The 14,585-nt window shown below is 43.5% G+C and carries 15 protein-coding genes and 1 other RNA gene; 9 read left to right on the forward strand and 7 right to left on the reverse strand.

Annotated features, from left to right (window positions below):
• Positions 1-4: 4 nt before the first annotated feature.
• The 3 genes from rseA to trmN all read right to left on the reverse strand — a co-directional run bounded on the left by rseA (position 5) and on the right by trmN (position 2,335).
• A complete protein-coding gene (gene rseA / locus AACS90_RS04660; RefSeq protein WP_099121895.1) occupies positions 5-658 on the reverse strand; it encodes an anti-sigma-E factor RseA in 654 nt (217 codons plus the stop codon).
• A 70-nt stretch (positions 659-728) separates the two neighbouring features.
• Complete coding sequence (rpoE, locus tag AACS90_RS04665; RefSeq protein WP_099110645.1) at positions 729-1,304, reverse strand: RNA polymerase sigma factor RpoE; 576 nt, start codon at positions 1,302-1,304, stop codon at positions 729-731.
• Between the two features lie 290 nt (positions 1,305-1,594).
• Positions 1,595-2,335, reverse strand: coding sequence for a tRNA(1)(Val) (adenine(37)-N(6))-methyltransferase TrmN (trmN, locus tag AACS90_RS04670; RefSeq protein ID WP_099121896.1), 741 nt, complete (start codon positions 2,333-2,335; stop codon positions 1,595-1,597).
• A 160-nt stretch (positions 2,336-2,495) separates the two neighbouring features.
• Between trmN and srmB the strand changes: the two genes are divergently transcribed.
• On the forward strand, positions 2,496-3,836 hold the full coding sequence (srmB, locus tag AACS90_RS04675; RefSeq protein WP_099121897.1) for an ATP-dependent RNA helicase SrmB: 1,341 nt from the start codon (positions 2,496-2,498) through the stop codon (positions 3,834-3,836).
• A gap of 84 nt (positions 3,837-3,920) precedes the next feature.
• On the opposite strand, the gene AACS90_RS04680 is transcribed toward srmB, so the two are convergent.
• Positions 3,921-5,105 carry an alpha/beta hydrolase gene (locus AACS90_RS04680; RefSeq protein WP_099121898.1) on the reverse strand — a complete coding sequence of 395 codons (1,185 nt, stop codon included), beginning with the start codon at positions 5,103-5,105 and terminating at the stop codon, positions 3,921-3,923.
• 351 nt (positions 5,106-5,456) lie between these two features.
• Here AACS90_RS04680 and ung point away from each other — a divergent pair, with 351 nt between their 5' ends.
• Entirely contained in the window at positions 5,457-6,137 is a 681-nt protein-coding gene (gene ung, locus AACS90_RS04685; RefSeq protein ID WP_099121899.1) for a uracil-DNA glycosylase, read from the forward strand.
• Between the two features lie 188 nt (positions 6,138-6,325).
• On the opposite strand, the gene grpE is transcribed toward ung, so the two are convergent.
• Entirely contained in the window at positions 6,326-6,907 is a 582-nt protein-coding gene (gene grpE / locus AACS90_RS04690) for a nucleotide exchange factor GrpE (protein WP_099121900.1), read from the reverse strand.
• 124 nt (positions 6,908-7,031) lie between these two features.
• On the opposite strand from grpE, the gene nadK reads away from it, so the two are divergent.
• The 3 genes from nadK to bamE all read left to right on the forward strand — a co-directional run bounded on the left by nadK (position 7,032) and on the right by bamE (position 10,210).
• On the forward strand, positions 7,032-7,910 hold the full coding sequence (gene nadK, locus AACS90_RS04695) for an NAD(+) kinase (protein ID WP_153043658.1): 879 nt from the start codon (positions 7,032-7,034) through the stop codon (positions 7,908-7,910).
• Between the two features lie 138 nt (positions 7,911-8,048).
• Entirely contained in the window at positions 8,049-9,722 is a 1,674-nt protein-coding gene (recN, locus tag AACS90_RS04700; protein ID WP_099121902.1) for a DNA repair protein RecN, read from the forward strand.
• A gap of 143 nt (positions 9,723-9,865) precedes the next feature.
• Entirely contained in the window at positions 9,866-10,210 is a 345-nt protein-coding gene (gene bamE, locus AACS90_RS04705) for an outer membrane protein assembly factor BamE (protein ID WP_099111872.1), read from the forward strand.
• 63 nt (positions 10,211-10,273) lie between these two features.
• Here the strand turns inward: bamE and AACS90_RS04710 are convergent, their stop codons facing one another.
• Both AACS90_RS04710 and AACS90_RS04715 read right to left on the reverse strand, forming a co-directional pair.
• A complete protein-coding gene (locus AACS90_RS04710) occupies positions 10,274-10,567 on the reverse strand; it encodes an RnfH family protein (RefSeq protein ID WP_099111871.1) in 294 nt (97 codons plus the stop codon).
• Positions 10,560-10,994 (reverse strand): type II toxin-antitoxin system RatA family toxin, encoded by a 435-nt coding sequence (locus tag AACS90_RS04715; protein ID WP_099111870.1) that lies wholly within the window; start codon positions 10,992-10,994, stop codon positions 10,560-10,562. Before AACS90_RS04715 ends, AACS90_RS04710 begins: the two co-directional genes overlap by 8 nt.
• A 157-nt stretch (positions 10,995-11,151) precedes the next feature.
• Here AACS90_RS04715 and smpB point away from each other — a divergent pair, with 157 nt between their 5' ends.
• The 4 genes from smpB to AACS90_RS04735 all read left to right on the forward strand — a co-directional run bounded on the left by smpB (position 11,152) and on the right by AACS90_RS04735 (position 14,581).
• A complete protein-coding gene (gene smpB, locus AACS90_RS04720) occupies positions 11,152-11,634 on the forward strand; it encodes an SsrA-binding protein SmpB (protein WP_099111869.1) in 483 nt (160 codons plus the stop codon).
• A 50-nt stretch (positions 11,635-11,684) separates the two neighbouring features.
• Positions 11,685-12,048: a transfer-messenger RNA gene (gene ssrA / locus AACS90_RS04725) on the forward strand.
• 507 nt (positions 12,049-12,555) lie between these two features.
• Entirely contained in the window at positions 12,556-13,839 is a 1,284-nt protein-coding gene (locus tag AACS90_RS04730; RefSeq protein WP_099121903.1) for an integrase domain-containing protein, read from the forward strand.
• Positions 13,829-14,581, forward strand: coding sequence for a hypothetical protein (locus AACS90_RS04735; RefSeq protein ID WP_099121904.1), 753 nt, complete (start codon positions 13,829-13,831; stop codon positions 14,579-14,581). Before AACS90_RS04730 ends, AACS90_RS04735 begins: the two co-directional genes overlap by 11 nt.
• Positions 14,582-14,585 lie beyond the last annotated feature (4 nt).

The following is a 14,585-nucleotide window of genomic DNA, read 5'->3' on the forward strand; positions in this document are numbered from 1 at the left end:
TTTATTACTTATTTGAGATTACAGGTCTTTGTTCTCCCGAATGTATTGCGTTATCCTCTGGCAACTGTTGTTCATTTTCTGCATTAATACGCCGAAAAAGTTCGTACTGCTGCAACATTGCATCAATACGCTTATTACTTTCCCGCACCTGCGTACTCAAGTCGCCACCAAAAGCATCATGTTCAGCGGGAACCGATAACCCAACAGGTGAAGCAGAACCCATCACCGGTAATGTATTGAAGACTGGATTATCAAGCTGAGCATCAGTGTCAGACCCATTATATTGCTGAACACCGATGATAACTGCCATTGACACACAAGCCGCAACACCAACCTGAGTTATCTGACTAGCCCAGGGCCGGGTCACTAACGGGCGGAGTTTATGCCAGAACGGCAATTTCTGCCACGTATCAGGTTTTGGCTGAGATTCCGGAATAGCTGCTGGATTAATATGGACAGGTTCTTTTTCAAGCGCCTGAGCCACTTGACTAGCGATATCCAAATGTAACACTTCACCCACATCACCACGTAATGTATCCCGGATGAGGTGATATCTTTCCCACTGTTTCTGCATTTCAGCATCTTCAGAGATCAAACGAACGATTTCACTATCAAGAGCTTCTCCATCCATTAACGCGGAAAGTTTCTCTCTTTGCATGCCAGTACCCTTCAATATTATTTTGTTCCACTACTACTGTTTCCACTGCTGCTGGTGCTTCCACTACTGCTTACTGTTGGATCAGGGGTTGAACTTTATTGTCGATGGCTTCCCTTGCACGAAAGATTCGCGAGCGAACAGTACCCACAGGACAATCCATAATGACGGCTATTTCCTCATAGCTCAGGCCATCAAGTTCCCGAAGCGTAATGGCTATCCGCAAATCTTCTGGCAGTGATTCAATGGTACGAAATACCACTTTCTTTAATTCTTCTGACAACATTAAGTTCTCAGGGTTCGAAATTTCTTTTAATGAACTTGACGTATCGTAATTTTCTGCATCATTAGCATCCAGATCATTGGATGGTGGACGACGCCCCTGAGCTACCAAATAATTTTTCGCAGTATTAACGGCAATACGGTACAACCACGTATAAAAAGCACTATCACCCCGAAAAGAAGACAGTGCCCGATAAGTTTTAATAAATACCTCTTGTGCAACATCAGGAACATCGCCTTGAGGTACGTAACGGGCAATTAAGCTTGCCACTTTGTGCTGGTATCTGATTACCAGCAAATTAAACGCTTTTTGGTCGCCTTTTTGTACTCGCTCGACCAGCATTTGATCCGTTAACTGCTCGCTCATCCGAGGCTCACTCTCCTGAGGTAAAACTCCACATTTACACTGACATTACACCAGTCATGACACTTTGCTACTCGAACAAGCATCACCTTTGAGTGTTCATTACATGTGAAGTTCAACTTTGATTGTAATTTTGTGTTACAACCACCGATTATTCTGCATTGCACTTTTTATTTATAGTACAAATCATAGCCTCTATTCAGTGGCTCACTCGATTTTAGATTATGGAAAACAGAAAGATTTATCCCAATCTTCCGTAAAAAAATTTAAGGTTTTTATGAACGATAACCCTATCAATAATAAAGATAAAAATCTTTCACTAACTGCTGAAACTCGTTTGAATATGTGCCATCAGCAGCACGGATCATCAGTTCACTAACCTGTATTTCCTGCCTCTGCCGGGATAATCCCAACAATAAACGATGTAACGGCTTATCCAGCCTATCACGAATATTGAGCCGATAATGGGGAAACCAACCACATTCTATCGCCATTTTTTCGAAGATCTTTCCAATCCCATAAGGAAGCACCACACAAAATAACCCGTTAGGGGTAATCAATTGTTCAACACAGTCCAATAACCCCTGATGAGTCAGTGCTTCGGTATAACGCGCCTGATTGCGCGCCTCATTACGACAGGCAATGGCAGGTTCGAAATAAGGTGGATTACTCACAATCAAGTCATACCGGCTTTCGCTTCTCACAGTGAAATCATGAATATCCTGCCGGTATACCCTGATGCGGTCAGGCCACGGGGATTGATCGATATTTTCAATAGCCTGCATTGCTGCATCTTCGTCCAGCTCTACGGCATCAATAACTGTATCGTTTCCGGATCTCTGGGCTATCATCAGTGCAATCAGTCCACTGCCACACCCGATATCCAGACAGTTTTTTCTATTATCTACCGGTGCCCATGTCCCCAATAGCACGCCATCAGTCCCGACTTTCATGGCACATTTATCATGCCCGACAAAAAATTGTTTGAATGTGAAACCACCGCGACGCAAAGCAGGTTTGTGTATTAACGTCATGAATTATATCTGTTGAAAACCAAAGTTCTTCATAGCATAAATCTTATGACCCGAGGATAAAAGCCACACGAACGCCTGATACTTTTAACACTGGTGCATGTTATAGGGTGAAGAATGAGCCTAACCTGTTTATAATCATCGGCCCAAACAGAGGTATATGATGACTGCGACAAACTTTTCCGACTTCGAACTTGATGAATGCCTGCTTGATGCGTTAAATGATAAAGGCTATGAACGCCCGACCGCAATTCAGGCGGCAGCCATTCCTGCGGCCATGGATGGGCGGGATGTATTAGGTTCCGCACCAACGGGGACAGGCAAAACAGCTGCCTACCTGCTACCGGCTATACAGCATTTGCTGGATTTCCCACGTAAGAAATCAGGGCCACCACGTATTTTGATTTTGACACCAACCCGTGAACTGGCGATGCAGGTTGCAGAGCAGGCCAGAGAGATGGCTGCACATACTCATCTGGATATTGCCACGATTACTGGTGGTGTAGCCTACATGAATCATGCAGAAGTGTTCAGTGAGAATCAGGACATTGTCGTCGCAACTACAGGGCGTCTGCTGCAATATATCAAAGAAGAAAACTTTGACTGCCGTGCAGTAGAAACCCTCATCCTTGATGAAGCCGATCGCATGTTGGATATGGGTTTTGCCAATGACGTTGAGACGATTGCCGGAGAAACCCGCTGGCGTAAACAAACCATGCTATTTTCCGCAACGCTTGAAGGCGAAAGCATCCGTGATTTTGCAGTGCGCCTGCTGACAGATCCTGTTGAGATCGATGCAGAACCTTCCCGTCGTGAGCGTAAGAAAATCCAGCAATTTTATTATCGTGCTGATAATCTGGCACACAAAACAGCCTTGTTATGCCATTTGCTGAAACAGGAAGACGTTACAAAATCGATTGTTTTTGTACGTAAACGGGAGCGTGTCCGTGAATTGGTTGAATGGCTGCATCAGGCAGGTATTCAGTCCAGTTTTCTTGAAGGTGAAATGGTACAGGCTAAACGCACAGATGCTGTTAAGCGCCTGAATGATGGCCGGGTTAAGGTGCTGGTTGCAACCGATGTTGCTTCCCGTGGGCTGGATATCGAAAACATCAGCCACGTTTTTAACTTTGATTTACCACGCACAGCAGATGTTTACCTGCACCGGATTGGCCGAACTGCCCGTGCTGGCCGCAAAGGAACCGCAATTGCGCTGATTGAGTCCCATGACCATCCATTACTTGGAAAAATCAGTCGCTATCTTCAGGAACCACTGAAAGTGCGAGTTGTTGACGAACTTCGTCCACAAACCAAAGCACCAAGTGAGAACAAAAGCTATAAGCCATCCAAGAAAGTGCTGGCAAAGCGCAAAGAAAAGAAAAAAACAGAAGAAGTGAAGAAAAACCGGGTAAAAGTGCGTCATCGTGACAGCAAAAACATCGGAAAACGCCGCGCTCCTTCAGGAAACTCCAGACCAGAATTGCCAGAATCTACTGACAATTAACCAATTTTGGTATAAGCGGGCTATTTGCCCGCTTGTTATCGATATTGTTCTCAACGCATTAATTCTTAATTAAAAGACAACCAATTAAGCTGAATAATATTTTTCCACTATTTCCTTACTTAATTGCGGCTGTAAATTAGTGTGCTGAGAGGATTGGCTGAATAAAACACCCAGTTCATCATCACTCATATCTACCGCCCATGTTTGCTGTGATGATGCTTTATTTGAAGCGATAATATTATCTTTGATATCGTTACCCGCGGCAGCCATCATCACACTTTCTTTCCCATATTCTTTACTATCTTCTTTCCCTTGCCATGGCTTATGAATAACCATTAATTCCTGCACAGCTTCCAAAAAATGAGCCTTGAATGAATGTAACGCATAGCTATAGCGGACAATCGAATCGATGAAATTTTCCGGCTTGTATTCATATTCAAGAAGAATCTGACTTCCCATCGGCTGAGGAATTGGTAATGCTTTTTGCAGATTATCTAACCAGTCATGTTCAACAATATAATTCCGGATTAATCCCTGTTCTGCTATTTCACGACCAGCCCCCGGTGACCACCCCATCCGTTTCAGTGTCCAGTCTGAAACACCGGCAGAATTAAAAGTAACCGCAGGCTTTCCTGTTGTCAGAGCAGCCATTGATGCCAGCCCTCCTCCCATTGAGTGCCCGGTAAAAATAACATTCTCACCAAATGCTTTTAATGCTGATTTTGCCAGATCTACCGCCTGATTATATTGCGCTTCATTGTATCCAAGCCCCTGACGAATACTCGCCATAAAATCCTTTATTTCGTTTGAGCCGGTAAATGACACAATATATAACCCTTTATTTCGGTAAACCCCTGCCTGAAACCCTGTAGCACTATCATCCAAAGTATCAGGATCAATACCCGCTTTAATTAGCTCTTCATCTGACACACGTACATAGTCACCAATGCCAAAACTATTTCGACGATAAACATCACGGGTGACCTGAGCCAGTGCATAATCAATAGATTTTGAATGTTTTCCTGCAATATCATTAGCTTTTAATTCAGGTGTATCCATAACTCTATTTTGAGAAGCCGTTATCAATGATTGGTAGAGCGAATCAGCTTGTTTAGTATTTTCTGAACGGGAATTTATTGCGGGAGAAAGTTGTTTATTTTTATCCAGAAGTGTACTGCCAGCAGAGGTTGACTGAAGAGTTGCCTGATTTCCCTGTAAAGGGATAGCACCTAACTTACTCAATAAACTGATATTTGTCACCAAAGTCATAAAATACTCCTACCGATTTAAGTTAGACATAACAGACTGACCTAAATCATCTATCGGCAGAATGATTAACATTTTTACATCAAATTTAATTTTTATTTAACAAATGGGCGTATTAACTTTTATATAATCCATGCATTTCAATTTGCATCAAAGTAGTAAGGGAGCACCTTCTGAATCATAAACAACTATAATAGTTAGATGTGGCTAAAGTGAGTCAATGCAACCAACGAGGAGACATACTTAAAAGAGGGGGGAGGTATAGGAACTTATTAGATGAAAGCTTTCCCTATGCTAAGGGAATCGGTAAGCTTAACCCTATCTGGTAATCTTTTATTTAAAACGGAACCCGCTATGTCCGCATTCCTTACATGGCATGATGTCATCGGCAATGAAAAAGCACAGCCTTACTTTACTGATACATTGACGTATGTCGCAAACGAACGTAAAGCAGGTAAAACCATTTATCCGCCACAACAGGATGTTTTCAACGCATTCCGCTATACCGAACTGGCTGATGTGAAAGTCGTGATTCTGGGACAAGACCCTTACCACGGCCCGAATCAGGCTCATGGTCTGGCTTTTTCAGTACAGCCGGGCATTCCCGCTCCACCTTCACTCGTTAATATGTACAAAGAACTGGAATCTGATATTGCAGGATTTCAGCGTCCCAATCACGGCTGCCTGCTTAGCTGGGCAAAACAAGGGGTTTTATTACTGAATACAGTGTTAACGGTTGAACGGGGTAATGCTCACTCTCATGCAAATCTGGGCTGGGAGACTTTCACCGATAAGGTCATTGCTGCGATCAATGAACACCGAAGTGGTGTCATTTTCCTGCTCTGGGGTGCTCATGCTCAGAAAAAAGGCCGTATTATTGATACCCAGCGCCATCATGTCCTGAAAGCACCACATCCTTCTCCTTTATCAGCACATCGCGGTTTTCTGGGGTGCAAGCACTTTTCACAGGCTAACCAGCTACTTGAATCCCAAGGATTGGCATCAATTGACTGGAACCCGGTACTTCCTGAATAGTTATTTTATATACCCGTCGTCTTTCAAGTCGTCTCTTTGTTGGCAGCACTCATTCACCCCGGTCACATAGCTGTCTATGCTCCCGGGGATTCATTCCCTTGCTGCCGCGATGCAACTCGAAATCCATAGGATATTCCTGCAAAAATGCCGCCTAAAACGGCGGCATTAAATAACAGAAACTGTATTTCTTATTTAGAAACAGCAACCATGGCAGGACGCAGCAGACGTCCATTCAGAGTATAGCCTTTCTGCATAACCAACATTACATGATTTGGTTCATGCTGATCAGACTCCATCATAGTCATCGCCTGATGCACTTCCGGATTGAAAGGAACATTGATATCACCAACAACTTCAATACCAAATTTACCCACTGCATCAATAAATGATTTCAGGGTTAATTCAATACCTTCAATCATTGGAACCAAAGTCTCATTAGTCCGATCTGCTGCTTCCAGAGCACGTTCCAGATTATCAATTACTGGCAGAAGCTCATTAGAAAATCTTTCCAGTGCAAATTTATGTGCTTTTTCCACATCCTGCTCAGCGCGACGACGAATGTTGTCTACTTCAGCACGAGCACGCAGAATTGCATCACGTTCACGAGACTGAGCCTGTTTCAGCTCTTCTTCCAACTCGGCAACACGCGGGTCAACAATGCTTTCAGTCTCTGGCGCGTCTGCCTTTTCTGCATCCATTTGTTGCTCAAATACATTTTCTGTATTTTCTGAGACTTGCTCGTCAGGTACTTTTTGGTCTTTACTACTCATGAATATCTCCGCGTATTTTGTATTATATTCGCAACTCTCGCTTATTATGGGGATCAAAACGAGGGATTCAAGGGAACACATCATATTGTGAGGGCAAAACCATATGCTGCAGGAAATAACAGCAATGAATAATGAATTCAAATGCATCGGTATTGTCGGGCGTCCACGTCACCCTGAAGCACTAGCCACTCATGAAATGCTTTATCACTGGCTGGTATCTAAAGGTTATTACGTCATTGTGGACAGACAAGTTGCAAAAGATATTAATTTAAAAGACGCACAAACCGGAGGTTTAACTGAAATCGGCAAAACCGCCGATTTAGTGATCGTAGTTGGCGGTGACGGTAACATGCTGGGAGCCGCCAGAGTACTGTCCCGTTATGATATTAAAGTTATTGGCATTAACCGCGGTAATTTAGGCTTTCTAACAGATTTAGATCCGGATAACGCCTTGCAACAGCTTTCTGAGGTTTTCAATGGAGAATATCGGGATGAAAAGCGATTTCTACTGGAAGCGCAGGTCACAAAAAAAGGCCAGAAACCGCGGCGTAGTACAGCACTGAATGAAGTTGTCCTACATCCGGGCAAAGTCGCCCATATGATCGATTTTGAGGTTTATATTGATGAACGTTTTGCCTTTTCGCAGCGTTCAGATGGCCTCATTATAGCGACACCGACCGGCTCTACCGCCTATTCTCTGTCAGCCGGCGGGCCAATACTGACACCGAATCTGAATGCTATTGTATTAGTGCCGATGTTTCCACATACACTCTCTGCCCGTCCTCTTGTGGTCAGCAGCGAAAGTAGTATTCGTCTAAAGTTTTCCCAAAACAGCAATGATTACGAAGTCAGTTGTGACAGCCAGATTGTACTACCGATTCAGGATGGTGAAGAAGTTATCATTAAGCGTAGTGAATATAACCTGCATTTAATCCATCCGAAAGATTACAATTATTTCAATACACTGAGTACCAAGTTAGGCTGGTCAAAAAAAATGTTCTAAAAAAAGATGCTTCCCTACTTTACTGTATAAAAAACCAGTTTATACTGTGCAAAAGAACAGACATGTTTTTATGCACAGGAACATGGACTTATATACAGAAACATAGTTTTAAGTATAGAGAAAGGTAGGAGGAGCACGATGTTAGCTCAATTGACCATCAGTAATTTTGCCATTGTTCGCGAACTTGAAATCGATTTTCGCTCAGGAATGACAACCATCACAGGAGAAACCGGAGCGGGTAAATCAATCGCAATTGATGCGCTGGGTTTATGTCTTGGTAATCGTGGAGAAGCGAATATGGTTCGAGCTGGTGCTCCCCGTACTGACATCTGTGCCCGGTTTTCGCTGGCAGATACACCTTCTGCCCGTAAATGGCTAGAAACACACCAGCTTGATGGCAGTTTTGATGATGATAATGAGTGCCTGCTACGGCGTACTATTACCGCAGACGGGCGCTCCCGTGGTTTTATCAATGGTACTGCCGTCCCTCTTTCTCAGCTGCGTGAATTGGGTTCACATCTGATTCAGATCCACGGTCAACATGCCCATCAGCTGCTTTTAGAAAACCGCCATCAAAGACATTTGCTGGATACTTACGCCGGTGAATTCACACTAAAAAATGAAATGAAGCAGGCATATCAGCAATGGAGGCAAAGCTGTCAGGATCTTGCCCAATTTCAGCAGCAGGCTCTTGAGCGCCGTTCACGGCAACAGCTACTGGAATATCATCTGAAAGAACTGAATGAGCTGGCACCTCAGTTCGGTGAATATCAGGAGCAGGACAGCGAATATAAACGTCTGGCAAACTGCGGTCAGTTTTTATCTGGTAGTCAGGATATCCTGCAAATTTTAAGTGACAATGATGAGCAAAATATCGTTAGCCTGCTGAGTTACGCACGGAACGAGCTGACTGAACTTGCCAGTATGGATCATAAACTCAGCGGATTACTGAATATGCTGGAAGAAGCCTCTATTCAAATCAGTGAAGTGAGTGATGAGCTACGTCATTACAGCGATCAACTGGAATTAGACCCTAACCGCTTGTTTGAGCTGGAACAAAAAATCTCACAGCAAATCAGTATCGCACGTAAACACTACGTTTCCCCCGAAGAGCTACCAGCCTTACATCAGCAACTTTTGGAAGAACAGCACCAGCTTTCACAGCAGGAAGATGATTGTGCTCACCTCAGTGAACTCGTCAGCGTACACTATCAACAAGCGCTCAGCGTTGCTGAAAAGCTCCATCAGATTCGCCAGCAATACGCCATCGAATTAAGTCAGCTTATCACCAACAGCATGCATCAACTTTCAATGCCTCACGGCCGGTTCACTATTGATGTTATTTTCGAGCCTGAGCATTTAAATCTTGATGGTGCCAGTAAGGTAGAATTTAATGTCACAACTAACCCCGGGCAGCCTCACCAATCACTGGCAAAAGTGGCTTCAGGTGGTGAGCTTTCCCGCATTGCTCTTGCGATTCAGGTGATTACTGCCAAAAAAATGGAAACACCAGCACTAATATTTGACGAAGTTGATGTTGGTATCAGTGGCCCGACGGCAATGATCGTAGGACGGCTTCTCCGGGAATTGGGCGAATCAACTCAGGTTATGTGTGTTACACATTTACCGCAGGTTGCAGGATGTGGTCATCAGCATTTTTACGTCAATAAACAGACTGATGGAGAAGAAACAGAAACCCAAATGCAGCTGTTAGATAGAAAAGCTCGGTTACAGGAGCTTGCCCGACTTCTTGCAGGCAATGAAGTGACAAAAAATACGCTGGCTAACGCGAAGGAACTCTTAGCCGCATAACTTACTACAACTTTTTTGTATAATTGAAGTCATATATCTTACCGATTTCAAAATTAAAGCTATAGGCAAATAGCATAGAGGTTTTCAAACTCTATAATGTTTATTATCATCGACAGCCTAACTCCTAAAGGAATGTGATTACTATGCGCTGTAAATTGTTGACTGCCGCAACTATATCTCTAGTTATGCTGACTGCGGGTTGCTCTATGTTTGAGCGAGTTATTTATCGTCCTGATATTAATCAGGGGAATTACCTGACACCGGATGCAGTATCAAAAATCCATAAAGGGATGACTCAACAGCAGGTTACTTACACTTTGGGAACACCTATGCTGACAGATCCGTTTGGTAGCCAGACATGGTATTACATATTCCGTCAGCAGCCCGGGCACGAGAAAGTAAAACAAGAAACACTGACACTCACTTTTGATAGTAATGGCGTTTTAACTGATATCAAAAATGAGAAATCTTTGCCGAAAAATGGGTAAGGTTCGAGATTTTATTTACTCGCCAGTGAATTAATTTCTGGCGAGTAAATATCAAGCAGATATCTACTGAGTACTATTTTTTGCACGTTCTGCGCGTTTACGACGCATTTCTTTCGGATCAGCAATAAGAGGACGGTAAATTTCAACACGATCCCCCTCTTCCAAAGTATCTGCCAATTTAGCCGGACGGCTATAAATGCCAATTTTATTCTTAGCCAAATCAATGTCGCTACGTAACTCTAAAAGCCCCGATGCCATAATTGCCTGTTCAACAGTGGCTCCCTGAGGCAATTTAACATTACGCAGATATTGCCGTTCTGGTAAAGCATAAATGACTTCAATATTGATTTCAGACACTATAAACCTCGCGCGCACGTTGGGTAAAAGCATGAACCATATTACCGGCCAGTTCCTTAAATACTTTACCAAAAGCGAGCTCAATCAACTTATTAGTGAATTCAAAATCGAGATGTAATTCAACCTTACAGGCATCTTCGCTAAGTGGAATGAAGTGCCATCCACCCATGAGTTTGCGGAAGGGACCATCAACCAGCTGCATACTGATGCTTTGGTTGTCAGATAACGTATTCCGCGTTATAAACGTCTTACTGATCCCTGCCTTGGAGACATCAACAGAAGCCGTCATTTCATTACCATTACTACTTATAACGCGGCTGCCGACACACCCCGGCAAAAAATCCGGGTAAGATTTCACATCATTGACCAATTTATACATTTGTTCCACGCTGTATGGAACTAACGCAGAGCGATTAATCTGTGGCATATCATTTCCTGTAAAACATAACAGCGCCGAATAATATCACTTTAATGTGGTTAAATAAAAACCTGATGATCTTTAGCACAATAAATGTGCGGTTATCGCTAAATATCATGCAGAAGAGATTTCTTTCATTAGCGCTTACAGTATAATACAACGCATTATGACAAAGAAAAAAGCACACAAACCCGGTTCGGCAACAATTGCCATGAATAAGCGAGCTCGCCACGAATTCTTTATTGAAGAAGAATTCGAAGCTGGCTTATCGCTACAAGGTTGGGAAGTCAAATCACTGCGCGCTGGCAAGGCAAACATCAGTGAAAGTTACGTTTTGCTTAAAAATGGTGATGCTTATCTTTTTGGTGCCACAATTACGCCATTAAATGTCGCCTCTTCCCATGTGGTCTGTGATCCTACACGGTCACGTAAACTGTTACTTAACAAACGCGAACTTGATTCCCTATACGGCCGCATCAATCGTGAAGGTTATACTATCGTCGCCCTTTCCCTTTATTGGAAAAACGCTTGGTGTAAAATCAAAATCGGCGTTGCCAAAGGTAAAAAAGCGCATGATAAACGTTCAGACATTAAAGAACGTGAGTGGAAATTAGACAAAGCGCGAATTATGAAGAATGCTGGGCGTTAACCACTAGCATTATTGCTCAATATTCTGATATACTTGCGTTTAACATACTTGGGGCTGATTCTGGATTCGACGGGATTCGCGAAACCCAAGGTGCATGCCGAGGGGCGGTTGGCCTCGTAAAAAGCCGCAAAACAATAGTCGCAAACGACGAAAACTACGCACTGGCAGCTTAATAACCTGCGCAGAGCCCTCTCTCCCTAGCCTCCGCTCTTAGGACGGGGATCAAGAGAGGTCAAACCCAAAAGAGATCGCGTGGATGCCTTGCCTGGGGTTGAAGCGTTAAACCTAATCAGGCTAGTTTGTTAGTGGCGTGTCTGTCCGCAGCTGGCAAGCGAATGTAAAGATTAGACTAAGCATGTAGTACCGAGGATGTAGGAATTTCGGACGCGGGTTCAACTCCCGCCAGCTCCACCAATTTTGTATTCGGAAATCATCGGAATACACCGAAAGTAAAAGTAAAAGAAAAAGCCCTAAATCATAATGAGTTAGGGCTTTTTTATTGCCCGTTAGTATTCGTTTAGCATCGTTATAACTCGATAGTTTTGGTAGTAAGTCGGCTACACTACAAAAACACTTACTACCAAAACGTAAATACCCAAGTGTCCAAGAGAAACTCATATATATAGTTAAGTTTTTTGCAAAAAATGGCGTCCCGATGTCCCTAAACACTTAACAATATGATTTATAAAATAAAACACTGTTAGAATGCCGTCCCGTACATATTTTCTCACACGTCCCAAAACTTAAAAAATCACCATTAATCAATTGATTTAAATATAAAAATACAATAAGAACGCTTAGACACAGAGGGACGCAGTACAAGGTTAAAGAGGTAAAACGTTAGTAGTAACAGCCCAACTACACCAATAAACCGCTACTACTACCACAGAGAACACTTACTACTACGGTTAGAGGTGCCCGATGCCTAAAAAGATAACGCCGCTTTCCCCTACAACGGTATCTAATGTCAAAGCCAAACTTGATAGCAAAACAGGTAAGCCCAAAGACACGATCTACCGTGACGGAGATAATTTAGAACTCCTCGTAAAAGCATCAGGCATTAAGCTCTGGTATTTCCGATACTACAAACCCTTCACCCAAAAGCGCACGATGATTGCATTTGGTGAATACCCCTCTATTAAGCTGGCTGACGCTCGCCGACTCAAAGACGAAGCAAAAGCGATGCTGGCTAAAGATATTGATCCTGTTGATTGGCGTAAACAGCAAGCAGCGGCAATACAGGAAGAGAACAGCTACACCTTACGGAATATTGCTACCCGCTGGTTTGAAGTGAAGAAAACCACTGTCAGTGAAGATTACGCCAAAGATATCTGGCGCTCACTGGAAAAAGATATTTTCCCTAAACTCGGTGATGTACCGATATCAAGCCTCAAAGCACCTATTCTGGTGGAAGTGCTCAAGCCGATTGAAGCACGGGGCAATCTGGAAACGATTAAACGCCTGACACAAAGAACCGTGGAGATCATCGACTACGCCATGAATTTAGGCGTTATTGATGCCAACCCTTTTACCACTGTCAGCAAGGCATTTCCTAAACCAAAGAAAAAGCATAACCCGACCATTCGACCCGAAGAACTCCTCGGATTAATGCAAGCGCTCTCCGTTGCACAGGTAGAACGGCAAACACGTTTAGTCATTGAGTGGCAACTATTAACGGCTGTACGTCCAGGGGAAGCGGTAAAAGCGCGTTGGTCAGAAATAGACTTTGAAAATAAAGTCTGGAATATACCCGCAGAAACGATGAAAACATCGCATGCTCATACTGTGCCTTTATGCCAACCGGCTTTAGATCTGCTTGAAATTATGAAACCTATCAGCGGGCATAGGGAATTTGTCTTTCCACACAGATCCACCCCAAATACGCACATGAACAGCCAGACCGCTAATATGGCGTTAAAGCGCATGGGGTATCAGGATATGCTTACTGCACACGGCATCCGCTCAATTGTCAGTACCGCGATGAATGAGCAGGGTTTTATGCCCGATGCCATAGAAGCCGTATTGGCTCACAGAGAAAAGAACTCTGTCCGGGCAGCGTATAACCGAGCCACCTATTTAGAACAGCGCAGAGTTATGATGGATTGGTGGGGGCTATATGTAAAAGGCGCAGCAACGGGTGATTTAACGGTAGCTGGAAGTGTCAAAGGATTACGCATCGTAGGAAGTGATTACTATGTCGGATGATATTTTTATTCTTGATAATGTAAACGCAGCACTCAAACATTACTCTATTGGTAATGGTATGGAAAACGGTTTATACCCCCACTCCCCGGCTTATTGGTGTGCTGAGCAAGTATCCAAATTAACCAATGATGAACGAAAAGAAGCTCTGTTCAGGTTAAGTGTATGGGATTTGATTGATGTTGCTACTGTAACCATAAAAAAACTCTGTCAGCCTGGCAGTGATGCTTGGCACTATTCTATAGTCGAAACACTGGCAGACAGCAGTAAGAATGACTTACTGGTCAGCGCGTGTGCTATATGGGGATGTGGGCTAACCGTGGAGTCTGATAGCACCTCATATCATCTCGCGGCCTCTAATCTCGTCTTTGCGGTTTTGGCACAAGAGCAACATGACCGCGATACATTGAATGAATTTGAAAATCTGGACATCAAAAATGCCCGGCGGAAAGCGGGGAAGCTCCGCAGTGAACAACGAGACGGTGCGCTTAAAGACCAATGCATAAAATGGGCAGAAGATATTACCAAAGCAAAAGACTACATCGTTGGTAAAGAAAAGCTAGCCGAATCAGTTTATGACAAATATGTTACTTTTATTATCGAGAACCCTAAAGGCACTGATAATTACACTCTCCTACACCCCATAGATAAGCGTGGTATACACAGGCCGCAAATGGAAGATTACAGAACCATCTATAAATGGGTATCACACCTTACGTTGGGGAAACATGCGAGGAAAAAATAAGCCG

The organism is Xenorhabdus sp. KK7.4 (assembly GCF_963876465.1).
GTDB lineage: Bacteria > Pseudomonadota > Gammaproteobacteria > Enterobacterales > Enterobacteriaceae > Xenorhabdus > Xenorhabdus stockiae.